This window comes from Clostridium tunisiense TJ, assembly GCF_000300195.1.
GTDB classification, from domain to species: Bacteria; Bacillota; Clostridia; order Clostridiales; family Clostridiaceae; genus Clostridium_J; species Clostridium_J tunisiense.
The window spans coordinates 75,738-96,392 of the sequence record NZ_AMQH01000018.1 but is presented as its reverse complement, the minus strand read 5'-3'; the positions used below and the strand labels follow the sequence as shown (position 1 = coordinate 96,392).

Here is a 20,655-nt window from a genome sequence, read left to right as displayed (position 1 = left end):
TCTCAGGTTCAAATACAGGGCATATGGCAAAGGCAACTTTGGTCATATGTTTTTTTGTGCGTAAAAGGAGGTGTTTTTATGATAGAACCCTTATTCATAGTAACAAACAATCCAATGTCAGTAGAAAAATTTCATAATAAGTATGAAGTTATTTACTTGGATGGACCAGCTATGGAAATATTAAAAAAAGTTAGAGATTTTATACATATGGGACATAAGCTGTTAACACATCCTCTAATGGGTAGTGTAAAACCTAATGAAACACCTTACAGAACTGTTTGCGTTTCTAAAGAAAAGTTACAACATTTAGACTTACAATCCCTGGAGTTCATAGAGAATTCCATAGTAACTACAGAAAAATTTTTAAAGGATTTTAGAACTCCTAATTGGAGTGAAAAAATATTATTAGATTTTCAACTAATAGATTCAGATCTAATAGACCATGCTATAAATTAAGGAGGTAATACACATGTCACAAATTTTTGATACTATAATAATTGGTGGAGGTCCTGCAGGATTATCAGCTGGATTATATGCTGCAAGATCAAGAATGAAAACGTTAATAATTGAAAGAGCAAAATACGGTGGTCAAGCAACTACTACTGATGAACTAGAAAACTATCCAGGTTCAATTGAAGATTGTACTGGAACTTCATTAAGCCAAAGAATGAGAAAACAAGCAGAAGAATTCGGAACTGAATTTGTTAAAGACGAAGTTGTAGAAGTTCAACTTGAAGGCGATGTAAAAGTTATAAAATGTAGAAAAGGTGAGTACCAAGCTAAAACTATCATTATTGCAACTGGTGCTACTCCAAGACTTGGTGGATTCAAGAATGAAATTGAGTTAAGAGGAAAAGGAGTATCATACTGTGCAACATGTGATGCTGACTTCTTTACAGACTTAGACATAGCTGTTATTGGTGGAGGAGACTCTGCAATAACTGAAGCTATATATCTTGCGAAATTTGGTGAGACTGTAACAGTAATTCATAGAAGAGATTCTTTAAGAGCTGCTAAATCTCTTCAAGAAAAAGCTTTCAACAATCCAAAAATTAAATTCATCTGGGATTCAGTTCCTCTAGAAGCTAAGGGAGAAGAAATACTAGAATCTTTAGTTATTAAAAATGTTAAGACAGGTGAAGAAAGCGAATTACCAGTGAATGGATGTTTTGTATTCGTTGGATACTTACCTATTTCAGAATTATTTAAAGGCAAAATTACAATGACTGAAAGAGGAGACATCATTACTGATGAAGAAATGAGAACTAATATACCAGGGGTTTTTGCAGCTGGAGATGTTAGAGAAAAATCATTAAGACAAGTTATAACTGCTGCTGCTGATGGAGCTATTGCTGCTACAAATGCAGAGCATTATATAGAAGGAAACTTACACTAAAATTTAAAGTTACTGATTAAACAGTAATAATTATGGAAAATATAAGCATTAGGTAAACTATGCTATTATGTAATGAAAGGTAGGTAATTATAATGTTAGAATTAAACAAAGACAATTTTGAAGCTGAAGTTCTTCAAAGTGATAAACCAGTATTCGTAGATTTTTGGGGAGACAAATGTGAAATTTGCATCGAATTAATGCCAGGAGTTCACGGATTAGAACCAAAATATGGTGATAAAATTAAATTCGCTAGCTTAAATATCGGTGGCTCAAGAAGAGTAGCTATAGCACAAAAAGTTTTAGGACTTCCAACAATGAAAATTTACAATGGTGGAGAGTGTGTTGCTACAATCACTCCTGACAAAATTGCTACACTAGATGATATCGAAAACTTCATTAAATCATACTACGAAACAGTATAATTAAATGCTTATAAGGCGAGGAGGATATACCTCCCGTCTTCTAATAAACTTAAATAAACCCATATATTCTAGGAGGTGAATGTTTTGCGTCTAGAGATTGGAAACATTATAATAAAAGATCTTCAATTCGGACCAGAAACAAAAGTTGAGAATGGAGTTCTTTATGTAAACAAAGAGGAATTACTAAAAGAAGTATCTGGAGATGAAAGAGTTGCTAGCATAGATTTTGACATAGCAAAACCAGGTGAGGAAGTTAGAATAATTCCTGTTAAGGACGTAATTGAACCAAGAGTAAAAGTTGAAGGAAATGGTGGGATATTCCCAGGTTTCATCAACAAAGTTGATACAGTAGGATCAGGTAGAACTCATGTATTAAAGGGAGCTGCAGTAGTTACTACTGGAAAAATCGTTGGATTCCAAGAAGGTATCGTTGACATGTGCGGAGAAGGTGCTAAATACACACCATTCTCAAAAACAAATAACTTAGTAATTATTTGTGAGCCAAAAGAAGGAATACACCAACATGATCATGAAGAAGCTGTAAGAATGGTAGGCTTTAAAGCTGCTACTTACCTTGGAAAAGCTGGTAAAAATGTTGAACCTGATGAAGTTAAAACTTTCGAAACATTACCACTTTTAGAGCAAGTAAAACAATACCCAGAATTACCAAAAGTAGTTTATGTTTACATGCTTCAAACTCAAGGCTTACTACATGATACATATGTTTATGGTGTAGATGCTAAGAAAATAATACCAACAATTATTTACCCAACAGAAGTATTTGATGGTGCTGTTGTAAGTGGAAACTGTGTATCTGCTTGTGACAAGAACCCAACTTATGTTCATATGAATCATCCAATAATTACAGATTTATATGAGAGACATGGAAAAGATTACAACTTCTTAGGTGTGGTAATCACAAATGAAAACGTGTATCTTGCAGATAAAGAAAGATCTTCAAACATGGTTGCTAAACTAGTTGAATTCATGGGAGCAGATGCTGTTATAATTTCTGAGGAAGGTTTTGGAAATCCAGATGCCGACCTAGTTATGAACTGTAACAAAGTAACTGCTAAAGGAATAAAAACTGTTCTAGTTACTGATGAGTATGCAGGACAAGACGGAATGTCTCAATCTTTAGCTGACTCGACTCCAAAAGGAGATGCTGTAGTAACTGGTGGAAATGCTAACGAAGTTGTTATTTTACCAGCTATGAAGAAAATCATAGGACACATTGAAGCAGCAGATATTATTGCTGGAGGACACGTAGGAAGTTTAAGAGAAGATGGAAGCATAGAAGCAGAAATCCAAGTTATTACTGGAGCTACAAGTGAAGTAGGATTTAACTACTTAACAGCAAAAGGATACTAAAATAGAATTATTATACAGGGAAATATAAATTTTTTATAAAAAGGAGATAGAATTATGTTACAAGGAAAAAAAGCCATTTGTATAGGCGATAGAGACGGAATACCAGGACCAGCTATTGAAGCTTGTTTAAAATCAGCAGGAGCAGAAGTAGTTTTCGCATCAACAGAATGCTTCGTGTGAACAGCTGCAGGTGCAATGGATCTGGAGATCCAACAAAGAGTTAAAGATTTAACAGAAAAACATGGTGCTGAGAACATGGTAATTGTTATCGGTGGAGCAGAGCCAGAAGCTTCTGGATTATCAGCTGAAACAGTTGCTGCAGGAGACCCAACATTTGCTGGTCCTTTAGCAGGAGTTGCTTTAGGATTATCAGTTTTCCACGTAGTTGAGCCAGAAATTAAAGATGAGTGTGATGAAACAGTTTACGATGAGCAATGCGGAATGATGGAAATGGTTCTTGACGTTGAAGAAATAATTAAAGAAGTTAAGACTGTAAGAGATCAACATTGTAAATATCTTTAATTTTGAAATAGATAAATTATAAATTGAAATAATAATTGATCTGAAGGAATCTAACCTTTCTATAGGTCAATTCCCATGAAAGGGGGAAAAACGCATGTTAAAAATTGTTCATTATATAAACCAATTCTACGCTGGAATAGGCGGAGAAGAACAAGCACATATTAAACCAGAAGTTCGTGAAGGTTTCGTAGGACCAGGAATGGGATTAAACGGTTTACTACAAAAAGAGGGTGCAGAAATAGTTGCAACTGTTATATGCGGGGACTCTTATTATGCTGAAAACACAGAAGAAGCTCAAAAAGAAGTATTAGAAATGGTTAAAAAGTACAGCCCAGACTTATTTATAGCTGGACCTGCTTTTAACGCTGGAAGATACGGTGTAGCTTGCGGAGATATATGCAAAACTGTTAAAGAAGAATTAAACATTCCAGTTTTAACAGCTATGTATATAGAAAACCCAGGTGCTGATATGTACAAGAAAGAAGTACATATAGTATCAACTAGAAACAGTGCAGTTGGTATGAGAGATGCTCTACCAAAGATTGCTGCATTAGCAACTAAATTAATGAGAAATGAAGAAATAGGTTCTCCTGCAGAAGAAGGATACATCGAAAGAGGTATCAGAAAGAACTATTTTGCTACAGAAAGAGGATCTAAGAGAGCTGTTGACATGCTTGTTAAGAAGTTAAAAGGTGAAGAGTTTGTAACAGAATTTAAAATGCCTGACTTCGATAGAGTAGAGCCAGTTGCTCCAATAGTAGACATAACTAAAGCAAAAATTGCTATAGTTACATCTGGTGGTATTGTTCCAAAAGGAAATCCAGACCACATAGAATCTTCTTCAGCTTCTAAAATTGGTAAATACGACATCGAAGGAATAGATGATTTAACATCTGAAAACTTTGAAACAGCACACGGTGGTCACGACCCTGTTTATGCTAACGAAGATCCAGATAGAGTTATTCCAGTTGACGTATTAAGAAATATGGAAAAAGAAGGTAAAATTGGCAAACTACACAGATACTTCTATTCAACTGTAGGAAACGGAACAGCTGTTGCTTCTTCTAAGAAGTACGGTGCTTTCGCTGCTCAAGAGTTAATAGCAGATGGCGTAGATGCTGTTATACTAACTTCTACATGAGGAACTTGTACACGTTGCGGTGCAACGCTAGTTAAAGAAATAGAAAGAGCTGGATTACCTGTAGTACACATGTGTACTATTACTCCAGTTTCACTAACAGTTGGAGCAAATAGAATACTTCCAACAATAGCAATTCCTCATCCACTAGGAAACCCTGCATTAAGCAAGGAAGATGAATATGCATTAAGAAGAAAGCTAGTTGAAAGAGCTCTTAAAGCATTAGAAACTCCAGTAGATGGACAAAAGATTTTTGAATAGTTTATAACTATAAAATCTTAATTTTAAATATAAAAATAATTAGGGAACCATAAGTTCCCTAATTATTTATTAAAGTTATTAGGTGCACACTGCATAATGTATAATTCTCTTAATAAAAAATATTTAAGAATTATATATTCTGAATTGTGCATGATATATAATTTATTGCACATTAAAAAGGGAGGTTGAAATATAATGAATTTTCCAGTACTTAAAAAAGCATCATACATTTTAGTTAATACTCCAGATATGGTAATACATAATGGAACAACTCAAACTTTAGAGAGAGAGACAAATCCAAACTCTGAGTATTTACAAAATTTAAAAAATCATTTAAGACCATTTGAAGAGGTTGTTGCATATGCGCCAAACCAAACTTATATAGGTAACTTAACTCCAGAGCAATTAAGTGAAATGCCAAGACCATGGTATGGAAAAAATGCTGACAATGCAGATAGATTTGGTAAATTTGGCGAAGTTATGCCACAAGACGAATTCTACGGATTAATGAAAATATCAGATGTATTTGATCTTGTAATTCTTGAAGCTGCGTTTGCAGATGCTGTAAGAGAAAAATTAGTTAAACATCCACTTATAGCTGCAAAAGCAGAAAAAGTTGTAGGAGATAGCATTGAAAAAGTTCAAGAGTTAGTTAATAACTCTGGTGCAGAAGGTTTATATCAAGATGGTAACCTAATTGGATGTGTAAGAAGAGCACATGAATTTGATCCAAACCTTTCAGCTCACTATATGTTAGAAAACTTAGCTGTAAAAGCTTCAGGTGTTTTAGCAGGAATGCACTTAATAAGCAACTTAGATATACCAGTAAATGAAATAGAGTATATCATTGAGTGCTCTGAAGAAGCAATTGGAGATATGAATCAAAGAGGTGGCGGGAATATAGCTAAAGCTATTGGTGAAGTAGTTGGATTAACAGGAGCAACAGGAGCAGACATGAGAGGTTTCTGTGCAGGACCAACACACTCGTTAATAACTGCTGCTTCATTAGTTCAAAGCGGAATCTATAAAAATGTTGTAGTAATTGCAGGTGGAGCTACTGCTAAACTTGGAATGAATGGAAGAGATCACGTTAAGAAGAACATGCCTGTTCTTGAGGATTGTTTAGGTGGATTTGCTGTACTTGTTTCTCAAAATGATGGTGTAAGTCCAGTTTTAAGAACAGACGTAATCGGAAGACATACCATAGGTCATGGAGCTTCTCCACAAGCAGTTTTAGAGGCATTAGTTCTTGATCCACTAGTAGCTAATGGATTAAAGGTTACAGATGTAGAGAAATATGCACCAGAAATGCAAACTCCAGATATAACTGAACCAGCAGGAGCTGGAGATGTACCAACTCAGAACTATAAAATGATAGGTGCTTTAGCAGTTAAAAAAGGACAGCTAGATAAAAAGGAACTTCCTAACTTCATTAAAAAACATGGATATCCTGGATATGCTCCAACACAAGGACACATACCATCAGGAGCGCCAATTATTGGACACGGAATTGAACACATAAAGAATGGTGTATTAAATAACTTTATGATAGTTGGAAAAGGAAGCTTATTCTTAGGAAGAATGACTAACCTTTTCGATGGAGTATCAATACTAGTAGAAAAAAACACTGGAAAAATTGAAAATAATAGCGGAATAAGCAAAGAAGAAGTTAAATCAATGGTTGCAGATGCAATGAAAGATTTTGCTACTTTCTTAACTAATGCAAATCAATAATTAATTATTTTAACTTATTAATGAACATAAAATAATTCGTTAATAATAAAAGAGAAGAATTAATTATTTAAAAGCTGATATTTTTATAATTATATCGTACTCCCTTTTAAACAAAAGGGAGTATGGTAAAGAAAAGGGGTGTACACATGAGCCAAGATTCTACTAAAGCAATGATTGCTGAAGTATTTAATGATATAGCTAATGGAATAAAAAGCGGACAGTTTAAGAAAAAAGTTAGAATAGGATTAACAATATTAGGTTCTGAACACGGCATCGAAGAGATGGTGAGTGCTGCTGAACTTGCTAAAGCTAAGTATGGTGATTTTGATATAGTTTTAATCGGACCAAAGGTTGATGGAGATTTTGAAGTTGTAGAAGTGCAAACTGCAGAGGAAGGTCATAAAAAAATGACTGCAATGCTTGAAAATGGAGAGTTAGATGGTTGTGTTACTCAGCACTTTGATTTTCCAATTGGAGTTTCAACTGTAGGTAAGGTTGCTACTCCAGGCAAAGGTAGAGATATGATTATAGCTACTACTACTGGAACTACTTCAACAAATAGAGTTGAAGGAATGGTTATGAATGCAATATCAGGAATTTCAGTGGCTAAAGCTAATGGGATAAAAAATCCAAGAGTTGGAATTTTAAATCTTGATGGCGCTAGACAAGTTGAAAGAATATTAAAAGAAGTTCAAGACAATGGATACAACTTTGAATTTACTCAGTCTTTAAGAGCTGATGGTGGAGCTGTTATGAGAGGTAATGACCTTTTAGCTGGAACACCTGACGTTATGGTTTGTGACTCTTTAACTGGTAACCTACTTGTTAAAGTGTTCTCATCTTTTACTACCGGTGGAAATTATGAAACTGTGGGAGCTGGTTATGGCCCAGGAATTGGGGAGAACTATGATAAACTAGTTAACATAGTATCAAGAGCCTCAGGAGCACCACTTATTGCAGAAGCTTTAAGATATTGTGCTACTTGTGCTGAAAACAAAGTTTTGGATATAGCTAGAGATGAGTTTAAAAAAGCTAACAAAGCTGGATTAAAAGAAGTTATTGAAAAAACAATTAAGAAAGCTGCTAAGACAGAAGTAACAGAAGAAGTAAAAATGCCTGCTAAAAAAGTTGTTACATACTCAATAGCTGGAATAGATATACTTGAACTTGAAAATGCTTGCAAAGCACTTTGGAAAGAAGATATTTATTCTGAAAGTGGTATGGGGTGTACAGGACCAATAGTTCTTGTTGCAGAGGAAGATTCAGAAAAAGCAGTGGAAATATTAAAAAAAGCCGAATATATGGCATAATAAATTAGCTGGGCATAATTTTGTCCAGCTAATTTGTTTTATTGAACTACAGTTGTAAAGTGCTAAAAGTAATTATATATTTAATCATATTATGATAAAATATAGCATATTAATAAGGGTAGTAGTTATTAAAGTAAAATTAAATGGTATTATGTATAAATTCTAAGGTTTTTACTAAAAATATTAGAGAAAAAAATTAAAAAATTACCTTATTAAGAAGGAATTTTACACATTGTGTAGAATAATACATCGTTGGGACTTAAAGGTTTCTAAATTATAGGAGGTAAGAATTATGAAAATGAAAAAAATAGTTGCAATGTTAACTACAGTTGCAATGACAGCTTCACTATTAGTAGGCTGTGGATCAGCAGATAAAGGCGGAGACACTAACAAACCAGCTACTGGTGGAGACACAAAACAAGTAATAGTAGGACTATCAACAGATGAAGGTGGTCTAAACGACAAATCATTCAACCAATCTGCAGATACAGGAGTTAAAAAAGCAGTACAAGATTTTAAAGTAAAATATACTCCTATTGAGTCACAAAAGAAAGAGGATTATCAACCAAACCTACAATCACTTATAGATGATGGTTCAAATCTTGTAATTGCTGTTGGATTCCAAATGGCTGATGCAACAAAAGCTGTTGCAGAAAATAACAAAGATGCTAAAATTGCAATTATAGACTCTGTAGTTGAACAGCCAAATGTTGCTTCAATTACTTTCAAAGAGCATGAAGGTTCGTTCTTAATGGGAGTTATTGCAGGAAAAACTACAAAAACTAACAAAATTGGTTTTATAGGTGGAAAAGATTTTGATACAATAAATAAATTCGAAGCTGGTTTCGCGGCTGGAGTTAAAGCAGTTAACCCAAAAGCTGCTGAAGGTTTATTAAGTCCAGATGGAAAAACACCTGGAACAACTGTAAAATATGCTGATTCTTTTGCTGATACAAACAAAGGTTATGAGTTAGCAAAATCACTATATGAGGGTGGATGTGACGTAATATATCATGCTGCTGGTGGTGTTGGTATCGGAATGTTCAAAGCTGCTAAAGAATTAAAGGATTCTGGAAAACAAGTTTGGGCAATCGGAGTAGATATGGACCAAGCGGTTTCAGTTCCAGAGTATGCTGATGTTATTCTTTCTTCAATGATTAAGAGAGTTGACGTTGCTACTTATAATGTATCTAAATCAGTAGTTGAAAATTCATTCAAACCTGGTCATCAAGACCTTGGAATTAAAGAAGGCGGAGTAGGCATGGCTGAAACAACTTCAAAAAATACTGCTGAAGATGTATTAAAGGCTGCAAAAGACTTTGAAAAACAAATTTTAGATGGTAAAGTAGTAGTTCCAGCTACTAGACAAGGTGCTAAAGATTATAAATAAATCTTTACGACATAATTCGAACATAGTATAATTGAAGCTAGATGTTTAATCATCTAGCTTTTTTTGAAGAATAGGAAGGCAATATTCCTTAAAAATAAAAAAAGTTCTTCCTATTGTTCAAAAAAAATGTATAATAAATACATAACTGCAATTATCGAATCTTCTACTATCATAGTTTAATCTTTAGGTAATTTGTTTAAGGAGGAAGGGAAATGGAAAAGGTAATCGAAATGAAGGGAATAACCAAAGTTTTCCCTGGCACTGTAGCTAATGATAACGTTAACTTTGAATTACTATCAAGTGAAACTCACGTTTTGCTTGGCGAAAATGGTGCGGGAAAAACTACCTTAATGAATATCCTTTATGGTCTTTATCAACAGGAAAAAGGGGATATTTATGTAAAGGGTCAGTTGGTTAGAATCACTAATCCTAATGAAGCAATAAAATTAGGAATAGGTATGGTTCATCAGCATTTTATGTTAGTGCATAATTTCACTGTAGCAGAAAATATTGTACTAGGAACTGAACCTAAAAAAGGTATTTCAATTGATATGAAAACTGCTATTGAAAATGTTAAAAAGTTATCTGAAAAGTATGGCTTTGCTATCGATCCAAATGCCGTAATTGAGGATATATCTGTTGGTCAACAGCAAAAAGTAGAAATTTTAAAAGCCTTATATAGAGGCGCAGAAATTTTAATTCTTGATGAGCCAACAGCAGTTTTAACACCACAAGAAATTGAAGAACTTGGGAAAATAATTCATAACCTAAAGAAAGAAGGAAAATCTGTAATATTAATTACTCATAAACTAAAAGAAGTAATGAGCATGAGTGATAGAGTTACTATTATTAGAAGAGGTAAGGTAACTGGTACAGTAAAAACTAAGGAAACTAATATTGATGAATTAGCTGAATTAATGGTAGGAAGAAAAGTAAACCTTGTAGTAGATAAAAAAGAGGCTAGTATAAAAGGCGATATACTAACCATTGAGAACTTATATACTAACGACCACAGAGGAATTGAAGCAGTTAAAGACTTAAGTTTAACTGTAAGAGGTGGCGAAATATTAGGAATTGCAGGAGTGGATGGTAATGGACAGTCGGAATTCTTAGAGGTTTTAACCGGACTAAGAAAGCCGACAAAGGGTAAAATACTGTTAAATGGAAAAGATATATATGGTAAGTCACCGAGAGAAATAATTGATTCTGGTATTGGACACATTCCAGAAGATAGACATAAAAGAGGTCTTATACTTAAATATTCACTTTTTGAAAACTCAGTATTAGGAATCCATAGAAATAAGCCTTTTAGTAAAGGTATAGTAATGGATTATAAAGCTATTAAAGAGCATTGCGATAAATTGATAAAAGAGTTTGATGTTAGAACTCCTAACAATGAAGTTTTTGCTTCAGCGTTATCTGGCGGTAACCAACAAAAACTAATTGCTGCTAGAGAAATATCAAAAGACCCAGAGTTACTTATTGCTGCGCAACCAACAAGAGGCCTTGATGTTGGAGCTATAGAATATATTCATGGTAGGCTTGTTGAAGAAAGAGATAAAGGGAAAGCGGTTTTATTAGTTTCACTAGAACTAGATGAGGTTTTATCACTTTCAGATAGAATAGCAGTAATGTATGATGGCAAAATAGTTGCCGTATTAGATAGAAAAGATGCAGATGAACAAAAGCTTGGAGTGTTAATGGCGGGCGGAACTTTGCATGATGTTAAGGAAGGAGTTGTAAGTAATGAACAATAAAGGAAAGCAGATTTTAAGTTCTTTACTCTTTCCCTTATTAGCTATTGTGGTATCTTTTTTCGTGTCCGTATTTTTTGTAATGTGGGCGAAAGGCTATCCAATAACTCAGTATTTTTCAGCATTAAGTGATTTGATAGGTACTATATGGAAGGGAAGTTTTGGTACAACTAGAAACTCTATGACTACCCTTGCTGAAATCACACCTCTAATATTTACAGGGGTTGCCAATGCAGTTGCGTTTAGATGCGGTTTATTTAATATAGGTGTAGGTGGACAATTTGTTTTAGGTATGCTTGCAGCAGCTTTAGTAGGTACAATACCAGGATTAACTCCAATAGTTCATATACCACTAATGGTTATCAGTGGAATTATAGCTGGGGGTCTTTGGGGAGCAGTTCCAGGTTTCCTTAAGGCAAAGTTTGGAACCAGTGAAGTAATTAATACAATAATGATGAACTATATCTCTCTTGCTTTTGCTAACTATATTATTTTAAGAACACGTTTTGGGGTTCCAGGAAAAGCAAGTACTGCCACTATTGAAAAAAGTGCAGAATTTGCAAGGTTTATGACTACGTCCCAAGCCAACACTAGTATATTTCTTGCTATAGTGGTTGCTTTATTTATGGCTTGGTTCCTTTGGAGAACAACTACTGGTTACGAAATCAGAGCTGTTGGTATCAATCCTCTTGGAGCAGAGTATGGCGGTGTGAATGTTTCTAAAAATGCAGTGTTAGCTTTAGTTTTATCAGGAGCTATAGCAGGGCTAGGAGGAGCAACTCACGTAGCTGGAGTTACTCATTTAGCTCAAGACTTTATGGTATTACCTTCTTATGGGTTCGATGGAATAGCTGTTGCATTGCTTGCTAAAAACAATCCAGTAGCTTGTATTGCATCAGCAGTGCTCTTTGGAGCTCTTAATAGTAGTTCAAGAGCACTACAAATAAGCGGAATTCCTAAACAAATAGTATTTTTAATTCAATCAATAATAATAATTTTCGTAGCTACAGATTATATTGTAAAATATTTCAGCGATAAGAAAAAGAAAGGGGCGATAATGAATGAGTGATTTTAATTTAATTTCATTATTAACTGCTACCTTAAGAATAGCTACGCCTCTGATTTTTGCAGCACTTGGAGGTGTGTTTTCTGAAAGGTCTGGTGTTGTTAACATAGGACTTGAGGGAATGATGACAATAGGTGCATTCTTTGCAGTCTATGGAAGTTTTATTACTGGAAACCCAGTGATTGGTATAGTATTTGCTATGGTTGCAGGAGGCTTACTAGCTCTTGTGCATGCAGCGTTAAGTATAAATCTTAAATCAGATCAAGTTATTTCTGGTACAGCAATAAACTTATTTGCAACGGCTTTAGCCAGTTTCTTAATATTTATATTATTTAATGGTAAAGGTGGTCAAACAGATATAGTTAAGGAACTACCATATAATTTACCAGAAGGAATTTTAAATATACCAGTTATTGGTGAGTTCTTAGGTGGATTAAACTGGTTCGTAATACTAGCTATACTGCTTGTATTTGTTTCCCATTATGTTCTATACAAAACCCCAATTGGGCTAAGAATTAGAGCCGTAGGAGAACACCCTAAGGCGGCAGATACTCTTGGTATAAATGTATATAAGGTTAGATATTTATGTGTAATTTTATCAGGAGTTTTAGCTGGACTTGGTGGCGCTGCTTTATCTTTAGGAATCACACCATTATATAGAGAGGGTATGGTTGCTGGTCGTGGATTTATTGCTTTGGCAGCAATGATATTTGGTAACTGGAAGCCTTTTGGGGCACTTGGAGCATGTTTACTATTTGCTCTAGGGGAATCTTTCCAAATAATAGCTCAAGGTTTTTCATGGTCAGTACCAACTGAGTTCTACTCAATGATTCCTTATATTTTAACTATGCTTGCTCTTGCGGGATTTGTAGGAAAGACAAATGGTCCAGCAGCAAATGGGTCACCTTACGAAAAGAATAGTAGATAATAAAAAGTGTATAAAAATAGAGCTAGAAGTAAGGATCTAGCTCTATTATTTTATTTAATCCATCAATATTAACTCTTTTAACTAAGCTCTTAACTAACTTCCTTTTAGTCTCAACATCAACACTTCTTTCAAATAAATCTTTAAAATTTTTCAAGTTATCCAAAAAGGCTTCTCGATTGTAACTATCAACATCATTCATTAAATTTTGTCTTTCTATATCATCCATACTTTTTTCAATTTCAGTAACTTCATTTTTAAGTTCTTTAATTTGCTCAAGGAAAATATCTTCTAGCTCTTCATCCAAGGATATTTTCATTACTAAATTCTTTATTTGCCTTTTTTTCTTATCTAAATCAGCTTTAAGGATAGAAGTATCAGCTAGGTCATTTTCAACCTGTACAGAGCCAACTTTGTAATGATATAGCTTATCTAAAACAGTTTCCTCTACATCACTAATCTTAACCATTATATTTTTACAGTCATTTCGACCGCTATCTCTATTTCCACATGCGAAGTACCTATATATACTTCCATTAGGATTTTTCTTTTGCTTAGTTCTCATATAGCCTTTACAATAAGCACACCTACATAAACCATTAAGATATGTTACTTCTCCAGTTCCTCTACGGCCGCTATTAGTTTTCTTTTCCAAAGTCTTTTGGATATGAATATACTCAGCACCGGTAATAACTCCTTTATGTTTTGCTACTGATACAATCCATTCAGATTCCTCACGGAACTCCATACCTTCCTCTTTAGTATTATTAGTTTTTCCATAAGATAAAAGTCCATTATTATTAAGTTCCCCATGAAGAACAATACCTTTGTTCTGTAAATATCGATATATATCATTATCAGCTTGAACATAAACTAGATTTTGAAGGATTCTTTTAATGCTAGTAGGTTGTTTATTGATTGCATAGTTAGCTTTAAGCCACTTTGAAACAGTATAAAGACTTTCTTCCTCTAAATACTTTTTAAATAGTTTAGAGGCTATTTTGATGTTATTTTCATCCTCTATAAGATACTTCTTACCTTCAATGGAATTAACTTTAAATCCAAAGGGGACTGTACCACCAGTCCAACGCCCTTGTTTAGCCATTTCATTCATATTGGTGGCTACTCTTTGAGATATGTTCTTTCTTTCCATTTCCGCTACTGCAGCAAGCATTGTCATCATTAACTTTCCAGCAGGGGTACTAGGGTCAAAACCTTCAGTAACAGATACAAGATTAACACCTATTTTTTCTAACTCTTTATGGAGAGCTAGGAAGTCCAGGGCATTTCTAGCAACCCTATCCAGTTTCCAGAAAATAATTGATTGATAATAACCTTTTTTAACTAACTTCATCAGTTTAGAAAACTCAGGACGATTCATATTTCTTCCTGAATAGTCATCATCAAAATATTCATCTATAGAAGCATCTTTATAATAATTTTCAGCATATCGCTTACAAATATTTAACTGGTTTTGTATACTCTCACCAGTTTCTTTTTCTTCAGATCTTCGAGCATATACAGCAACTTTTTTCATATTAAAACTCCTTCACGAATAAATGTTCGGTTGAAAAGCTAAAAAATAAAAAAGACTATATTCTTATAAAAGTATCACAATTTTTACATTCAATTACACCATGCAGAGAATCACCATACATGATTAGTGATGCTTGTACTTCATGTCCACATATTGGGCAATCAAAATTTATAAGTTTATTATCTTCTTCGTAAAGGTTAAATGCAGTAGAAATTAGTAATAATGAATTATCAATGTTTATATCAGTAGTTTTAGTTTCCATAAGTAAATCTCCTTTTCATCTAAAATAGTTTAACTACTCCTAGGGGGGCAAAATAAACTATATAATTATCAATAACATAATATAGTCCGTACTTTTCTTTATAATGATTAATTGAGTTTTCTAAAAACTCTTCAGTGACATTTAAATACTCTATTAATTCGTACTTATCAGTACAGTTGGCATTGTAAGCATTTATAATATTTACAATACCAACTAACTTTTCATATCCCCAATTTCTGGCACGCTTTTCTTGTTTAATATTTCTTATATCCTCAATGTCTAAGATATTCCCATTGCTAGTATAATGGTGACCCAATTCCTCAGCTAAAACGCATACTCTTTCTGAATCCAATGTAAGATTACAGTCTATAGCAATATTTCCGTTTTTATATAAACCTTTAAAGCCTCTAAGAAAGTCATGTTTTGAAAAATCATCTTCTCTGACTTTAACTATACCATCATAAGCAATCATTAAATTCTCATAAGTCAACCCAATCACCTCAATATGTAATACTATTCTTCGTCATCTTGAAATAAAGCATCTATGTATTGCTCTATTAATTTCATTTTTTTAGGAGTTATATTTTTACCCTCAAAGTGAGCTGCTAGTGTATCTATTACAGGGTTTAAATTTTTATTTGGCTGTTCTAGATTTGGTTTAAGAGGAACTGTGATATTTTTTTCAGCCATTTCTTCAAGTTCTTCAATAGTTATTCCTAATGTCTTACATATTTTCAAAACATTATTAACTGATGCATTTCCTATTCCTCTTTCAAGCATAGATCTTAATGTGGAATATGGTAAATCTGATTTTTGAGCAAATGCTTTTAGGTTAAGCCCAGTATTTTCGATTAAAATCTTTATTAACTCTGTTCTGTCCATTTTATACCCCTTCACATACGATATATCGTTCTTTTAAGTATAGAATACTATAGAAACATCTATAAGTAAATATAAAAGTGTGAAATTTCGTGACAAAGTGCAAAAAAACTATTGACATAACACGCAATTGAACGTATTATTGAGTTAATAAAACGCAATTGAGTGTTAGGTGGTGATTAAATGTATAAAAACTTAGCAGCAGAAATGGTTAGACACGGAATATCTAAAACTCAAATTTCAGATGTACTTGGAGTTAGACGTGCTACCTTATCTGATAAGATTCGAGGAAAGCATCCATTTAAACTGAATGAGGCAATAAAAATTAAGAATCAATTTTTCCCTAATCTAAGCTTTGAATACTTGTTTCAAGAACAGGAAAACAAAGAGAGTGAAAAAAGATTAAATTAGTAGAGAGTAGATAGAAGAAGCAGAAGGGAAGTAAGGTGAGAAGGATGGATAACGTAAAAAAAATAGATGGTCATTTAATTGAGGTTGAAGTCTTTCCAGTAGAAAATGAAGAAACTGTTCCTGAAGTACCAGTTCAAGAGCAGTGCACCATTAATATAAATCAACTTAGGATTAAAAATGGGTTAAAGCCTAGTTATGGTGGAGATATAGAAATAGTCATCTTAGTAAAATTTGATAAGGAATATCTAATTAATCAAATAATCAATGGCATTAATGATTTACAAAGAAAACAGGCAAAGGAAATGATTATTCTGTAAAGGTGTCAATAATACCTAATTTTTGAAGAATCTTTAGATTTGTTAAACAGCTTAGTTGAACAGCCAATTCGATAGTTTTATCGAGTTGACCTTCAAGCATTGGTGAGTTTTTCGATAAAACTTCATCAGTAGTTTCTTGAATTATTTTTGCAATAGTGCTTTTATCCAATTATTTCACCCCCTTTCAAAAAAAATTTTAACATAGTTGCCGTTGGGGGACAAGAAAGAAGAAAAACCAGAGGAGGTATAGAAATGTTATTAGAGTGTGTAGTAAAAGGAAAACAAGACCCAGAGGAAGCAAAAAGGATTTTAGGTAAAGTTGCTAGTGAATTAATTAAAGCAGGAAAAATCAGATTAGATTTTATAGATAAAAATGAAGATATTAAAAAAAGTTAAACTTACTAAGCTTCTAGGGGTGAAAGGTAATTAGCTTAGAGGCTTAGTAAAAAATAAATAGGAGGTAGTTCCATGGAATCATTAAGACAAAAACTTTATTTATATATAGAGCAATATGGAGCATTAGATCCTAGAACAGTAGCTCTAAGCCAGGAGCTAGACAAGCACATTATTAAGGCTATGAGGGAGATAAATAGTGAGTATTGTTAGTGGACAAGCTTGTGTAGTATGCGGCAAGAAAGCTAATGAAGTTAATTCCAAAGTGTTATGCCCCAAATATGAGAAGCTTGTATGCATGAAGCATTGTTTTGATGGATGTAAGTATTTGGAGGATAGTACAAGCAGGATATGTTGTACTTATAGGTTTAAAAGAAATGAAGAAAAAAAGAACATGAAAAAACACATTACTGTACGGTCGAATGTAAAGGTAATGTGCTTAACAACCCAAGGCCTTAGTGTATGCCTTTATACATATTTTAACATAAAGGTGGCACTAAGGCAATAAAAATAACATTTTTAGAAGCTTTTAAGAGCTTGTAATAGGTATTATCTTATCAAACATTCTATAAAATAATATCTATTATTAATAAATAATATTACTTAGATAATAGTAAATAAACTATAAATATTACTTAGGTATGTAAATAGAGATAGAAGAAAGATAAGAGAGATTTAATATCACTAGAAGATTACTTACTGGAGGGATTAAAAGTGCCATATAGAGAGAAAAGATTTTATACAGGGAATACGTTAGAGGTTGATATATTTCCAATAAGCTTTAAAGAGAAAAGAAAGAGCAGAAAAGAGAAAAAGAAGTTATCTTCATTAAAGCAAAAAAATCTGAATGATAAAAATGCTATAAGAAATCTTATTAGATTAATTAATACTAATTTTACTGATGCGGATTTAGCAGTTCATTTAACCTTTGATGATAAACATTTACCAGCCACAGAAGAAGAAGCAAAAAAAGTAAGGGATAATTACATTCTCAGAATAAGACGCTATAGGAAGAAAAATGGACTTCCTCCAATAAAATACATAATAGTGTATGAGTATTCAGAGGAAGAGGAAAACAGTAAAGGGGTTAGGAAGCACTTCCACATAATAATGAGTGGTATGGATAGAGATACAGTAGAGAAGTTATGGGGAAAGGGATGGGCAAATGCGGATAGACTTCAAGCAAATGAGTTTGGCTATGAAGCACTAGCTAGATATGTGGCTAAGAAGCCACGTGGAGAAAAACGTTGGCAACCATCAAGAAATCTTGAAAAGCCAAAAGTAGAGGTAAATGATACAGATTTTAACAGAAGAAAAGTAGAAAAGATTGCAAAATGCCCAGAAGATAGAGAGTTTTTTGAAAAACGTTATAAAGGTTATGTATTTACTCAATGTGAAGTTGCATGGAATCAAGAGACTAGCAGATATTATTTATACATCAAAATGAGGAAGATTAGAAATTAAAAACTATCAACAAAGTTATTAACAGTTTATCAACATGGCATGTTAATAAAAAAGGGAAATATAAAAGGAGTTAACAAATGAATAGAATAAGGAAAAAGGTAGTAGGCAATTTGATTTAATCTTTGCAAATAATAGAGCTAAACGTAAAGTTAACTAGATATTGAGGAGGGAAATTATGAAAACTATTTCTGTAATTAATTTAAAAGGTGGAGTAGCTAAAACTATTTCAAGTGCGAATATTGCACATATATTGTCAGAAGTACATGGATTTAGAGTACTTATTATAGACAATGATAAGCAAGGAAATGTGTCCAAGCTATTTAGTAGACATAGTTATGAGCATAAGGGCACAGAAACTATAATGACTCAAAGAAATATTGATGTAGCTGAAGTTATTCAAACAACCCAATATGAGAAGCTAGACATTATAGCAGCCAATATGAACTTATTAAAAGCTAATTTAGAGGTGCTACTAGACCAATCAAGACAACAACAAACACGATTTAAAAAGGTTTTAGAGAGCCTAGAGAGTGATTATGACTTTTGCATAATTGATAATGCACCAGATATTAATATTTCTACCATAAATGCTTTAGTTGCTTCTACAGATGTACTTATACCAATTAAAGTTGATGATTTTGCATTTGATGGGTTATCAGAACTTAAGGAGCAGATAGAAAATACTAAAGAAGATTTAAACCCTAACTTAACATTTAAAGGATGTTTTGTAACTCAGTATGTGAAGAATGATGTAAATCTACAAGGGGAAGAGTGGCTAAATAGTCAAAATGAATATCCTATGTTTAAAACTCATATAAGGCGGACTGATAAGGTAGACGAAAGTACCTTTGCCAAAATGCCAATATTAGAGTACTCGAAACGTTGTGGAGCTGCTAAAGATTACTTGGAGTTGGTAGAAGAATATTTAAAAATGTGACCAATTCGGACACATTTTGAAGGGGGTAAATTATGGCCAAAGAGAAGTTTAATTTAAAGAGTTTATTGAATGAACGGTCAAAAGTTGGAGTAAATGAAGAAACTCATGAGGAAGGGCAAGAAGATTTTGAAGTAAAACTTCTAGACGTTTTTGACTTAGAACCATCAAGAGAAAACTTCTATAACATAAGCGAAATTGAGGACATGAAGCAATCTATTGAATTGCTAGGAATTGAACAGAATTTAATTGTTAAAAAAATAAGTGAGGGTAAATATAAGTTATTGGCAGGACATAGAAGAAGATTGGCTTCAATAAAGCTTGTTGAAGAAGGTAAGCAGAAGTACAGACTAGTTCCATGCCGTATTAAAAATACAACTAATGAGATCCTTAATAAATTAACAATGATTATGACCAATTCTACGCAAAGAGAATTAAAAGATTGGGAGAAAATGAGACAAGTACTAGAGATAGAAGAACTTGTAATAGAGCTAAAGAAAGAAGCTAAAATACCAGGAAGAACGAGGGACTTATTAGCAGAGATATTAAATACTTCACCTTCACAACTAGGAAGATATAAAGCTATACAAAATAATCTTTCTGAGGAGCTAATGGAAGAGTTTAAAAATGATAATATCGGATTTTCTGTAGCATATGAGGTAGCAGGGCTTTCAGAGAATGGGCAACAAAAGGCATTAGAGCTATTAATCGAAAATAGCGATTTAATCCTAAATGATGTAAAGCAGATAAAAAAAGCAGAGGAAGAAGCTAAACCAATATCAGGTCAAGTAGAGTTATTTCATAAAAATAATGAAGTAAGTGAGGATTATGAAGTGGAGAATGAACCAGAGAAAACAAATAACTCCATAGAGCCAGAGCAAAATAAGCTAGAAGTTAATAAAAAAATAGATGAGATAGAGAATGAAGAGCTTGAAAGTCAAGAAGAACCTTTAGAGGAACATAAGGAAGAAAAGAAAAGTGAATGCAATTTTTGTAGTGGTGAAGAGAGTATTTCAACTCATAACGGAACTTTTGTGATGAATCTTGAACCAACTACAAACCAAGTAAGAATAATAGGGAGAGATACAGGGGAAATAGATATAGTTCCATTTGTATGGTGTCCTATATGTGGGAAGTTAATAGGGAAAAGTGAAAAAGAATCTACTTAA

The 20,655-nt window shown here is 33.2% G+C and carries 25 protein-coding genes; 20 read left to right on the top strand and 5 right to left on the bottom strand.

Annotated features, from left to right (window positions below):
- The first annotated feature begins 78 nt into the window (after window positions 1–78).
- From C661_RS0118460 to C661_RS0118390, 12 genes are all read left to right on the top strand, one after another.
- Window positions 79–456, top strand: coding sequence for a GrdX family protein (locus C661_RS0118460; protein ID WP_017416819.1), 378 nt, complete (start codon window positions 79–81; stop codon window positions 454–456).
- A gap of 13 nt (window positions 457–469) precedes the next feature.
- Window positions 470–1,396 (top strand): thioredoxin-disulfide reductase, encoded by a 927-nt coding sequence (trxB, locus tag C661_RS0118455; protein ID WP_017416818.1) that lies wholly within the window; start codon window positions 470–472, stop codon window positions 1,394–1,396.
- A 92-nt stretch (window positions 1,397–1,488) separates the two neighbouring features.
- Window positions 1,489–1,818: a thioredoxin family protein gene (locus C661_RS0118450; protein ID WP_017416817.1), complete on the top strand. Its 330-nt coding sequence runs from the start codon at window positions 1,489–1,491 to the stop codon at window positions 1,816–1,818.
- A gap of 84 nt (window positions 1,819–1,902) precedes the next feature.
- On the top strand, window positions 1,903–3,189 hold the full coding sequence (locus tag C661_RS0118445; RefSeq protein WP_017416816.1) for a glycine/sarcosine/betaine reductase component B subunit: 1,287 nt from the start codon (window positions 1,903–1,905) through the stop codon (window positions 3,187–3,189).
- A gap of 54 nt (window positions 3,190–3,243) precedes the next feature.
- Window positions 3,244–3,711 (top strand): glycine/sarcosine/betaine reductase complex selenoprotein A, encoded by a 468-nt coding sequence (gene grdA, locus C661_RS0118435; RefSeq protein ID WP_083861716.1) that lies wholly within the window; start codon window positions 3,244–3,246, stop codon window positions 3,709–3,711.
- Window positions 3,712–3,805: 94 nt separating this feature from the next.
- Window positions 3,806–5,110 carry a glycine reductase complex selenoprotein B gene (gene grdB / locus C661_RS0118430; protein WP_083861715.1) on the top strand — a complete coding sequence of 435 codons (1,305 nt, stop codon included), beginning with the start codon at window positions 3,806–3,808 and terminating at the stop codon, window positions 5,108–5,110.
- 195 nt (window positions 5,111–5,305) lie between these two features.
- Entirely contained in the window at window positions 5,306–6,844 is a 1,539-nt protein-coding gene (grdC, locus tag C661_RS0118415; RefSeq protein WP_017416810.1) for a glycine/sarcosine/betaine reductase complex component C subunit beta, read from the top strand.
- 146 nt (window positions 6,845–6,990) lie between these two features.
- Entirely contained in the window at window positions 6,991–8,154 is a 1,164-nt protein-coding gene (gene grdD / locus C661_RS0118410) for a glycine/sarcosine/betaine reductase complex component C subunit alpha (RefSeq protein ID WP_017416809.1), read from the top strand.
- A 292-nt stretch (window positions 8,155–8,446) separates the two neighbouring features.
- Window positions 8,447–9,544, top strand: coding sequence for a BMP family lipoprotein (locus tag C661_RS0118405; protein WP_017416808.1), 1,098 nt, complete (start codon window positions 8,447–8,449; stop codon window positions 9,542–9,544).
- Between the two features lie 212 nt (window positions 9,545–9,756).
- On the top strand, window positions 9,757–11,301 hold the full coding sequence (locus tag C661_RS0118400) for an ABC transporter ATP-binding protein (RefSeq protein ID WP_017416807.1): 1,545 nt from the start codon (window positions 9,757–9,759) through the stop codon (window positions 11,299–11,301).
- Window positions 11,291–12,367, top strand: coding sequence for an ABC transporter permease (locus tag C661_RS0118395; RefSeq protein WP_017416806.1), 1,077 nt, complete (start codon window positions 11,291–11,293; stop codon window positions 12,365–12,367). The genes C661_RS0118400 and C661_RS0118395 overlap by 11 nt, the downstream gene beginning before the upstream one ends.
- Window positions 12,360–13,292, top strand: coding sequence for an ABC transporter permease (locus C661_RS0118390; RefSeq protein WP_017416805.1), 933 nt, complete (start codon window positions 12,360–12,362; stop codon window positions 13,290–13,292). Before C661_RS0118395 ends, C661_RS0118390 begins: the two co-directional genes overlap by 8 nt.
- Window positions 13,293–13,314: 22 nt before the next feature.
- Here the strand turns inward: C661_RS0118390 and C661_RS0118385 are convergent, their stop codons facing one another.
- From C661_RS0118385 to C661_RS0118370, 4 genes are read right to left on the bottom strand one after another with little or no spacing between them, the layout of a single operon-like run.
- A complete protein-coding gene (locus tag C661_RS0118385; RefSeq protein ID WP_017416804.1) occupies window positions 13,315–14,826 on the bottom strand; it encodes a recombinase family protein in 1,512 nt (503 codons plus the stop codon).
- Window positions 14,827–14,881: 55 nt separating this feature from the next.
- On the bottom strand, window positions 14,882–15,088 hold the full coding sequence (locus C661_RS0118380) for a hypothetical protein (protein WP_017416803.1): 207 nt from the start codon (window positions 15,086–15,088) through the stop codon (window positions 14,882–14,884).
- A 19-nt stretch (window positions 15,089–15,107) separates the two neighbouring features.
- Complete coding sequence (locus tag C661_RS0118375; RefSeq protein ID WP_026051116.1) at window positions 15,108–15,578, bottom strand: hypothetical protein; 471 nt, start codon at window positions 15,576–15,578, stop codon at window positions 15,108–15,110.
- 23 nt (window positions 15,579–15,601) lie between these two features.
- Window positions 15,602–15,970 (bottom strand): helix-turn-helix domain-containing protein, encoded by a 369-nt coding sequence (locus tag C661_RS0118370; RefSeq protein WP_017416801.1) that lies wholly within the window; start codon window positions 15,968–15,970, stop codon window positions 15,602–15,604.
- Window positions 15,971–16,150: 180 nt separating this feature from the next.
- On the opposite strand from C661_RS0118370, the gene C661_RS0118365 reads away from it, so the two are divergent.
- Window positions 16,151–16,378, top strand: a complete 228-nt coding sequence (locus C661_RS0118365) for a helix-turn-helix domain-containing protein (protein WP_017416800.1) — start codon at window positions 16,151–16,153, stop codon at window positions 16,376–16,378.
- Window positions 16,379–16,422: 44 nt separating this feature from the next.
- Complete coding sequence (locus C661_RS0118360) at window positions 16,423–16,695, top strand: hypothetical protein (RefSeq protein WP_017416799.1); 273 nt, start codon at window positions 16,423–16,425, stop codon at window positions 16,693–16,695.
- Here the strand turns inward: C661_RS0118360 and C661_RS0118355 are convergent.
- Entirely contained in the window at window positions 16,685–16,864 is a 180-nt protein-coding gene (locus tag C661_RS0118355) for a hypothetical protein (protein WP_017416798.1), read from the bottom strand. The genes C661_RS0118360 and C661_RS0118355 overlap by 11 nt on opposite strands.
- Before the next feature lie 83 nt (window positions 16,865–16,947).
- Here C661_RS0118355 and C661_RS23785 point away from each other — a divergent pair, with 83 nt between their 5' ends.
- The 6 genes from C661_RS23785 (at window position 16,948) to C661_RS22950 (ending at window position 20,655) form a co-directional block, all read left to right on the top strand.
- The gene (locus C661_RS23785; RefSeq protein ID WP_017416797.1) at window positions 16,948–17,091 is read left to right on the top strand and encodes a hypothetical protein; all 144 of its coding nucleotides are present in this window, start codon (window positions 16,948–16,950) and stop codon (window positions 17,089–17,091) included.
- A 72-nt stretch (window positions 17,092–17,163) separates the two neighbouring features.
- Window positions 17,164–17,301: an aspartyl-phosphate phosphatase Spo0E family protein gene (locus C661_RS0118345; RefSeq protein ID WP_017416796.1), complete on the top strand. Its 138-nt coding sequence runs from the start codon at window positions 17,164–17,166 to the stop codon at window positions 17,299–17,301.
- Window positions 17,288–17,596, top strand: a complete 309-nt coding sequence (locus C661_RS0118340; protein ID WP_017416795.1) for a hypothetical protein — start codon at window positions 17,288–17,290, stop codon at window positions 17,594–17,596. Before C661_RS0118345 ends, C661_RS0118340 begins: the two co-directional genes overlap by 14 nt.
- Window positions 17,597–17,802: 206 nt before the next feature.
- A complete protein-coding gene (locus tag C661_RS0118335) occupies window positions 17,803–18,552 on the top strand; it encodes a rolling circle replication-associated protein (RefSeq protein ID WP_017416794.1) in 750 nt (249 codons plus the stop codon).
- Window positions 18,553–18,727: 175 nt separating this feature from the next.
- A complete protein-coding gene (locus C661_RS0118330; RefSeq protein WP_017416793.1) occupies window positions 18,728–19,489 on the top strand; it encodes a ParA family protein in 762 nt (253 codons plus the stop codon).
- Between the two features lie 32 nt (window positions 19,490–19,521).
- A complete protein-coding gene (locus C661_RS22950; protein ID WP_017416792.1) occupies window positions 19,522–20,655 on the top strand; it encodes a ParB/RepB/Spo0J family partition protein in 1,134 nt (377 codons plus the stop codon).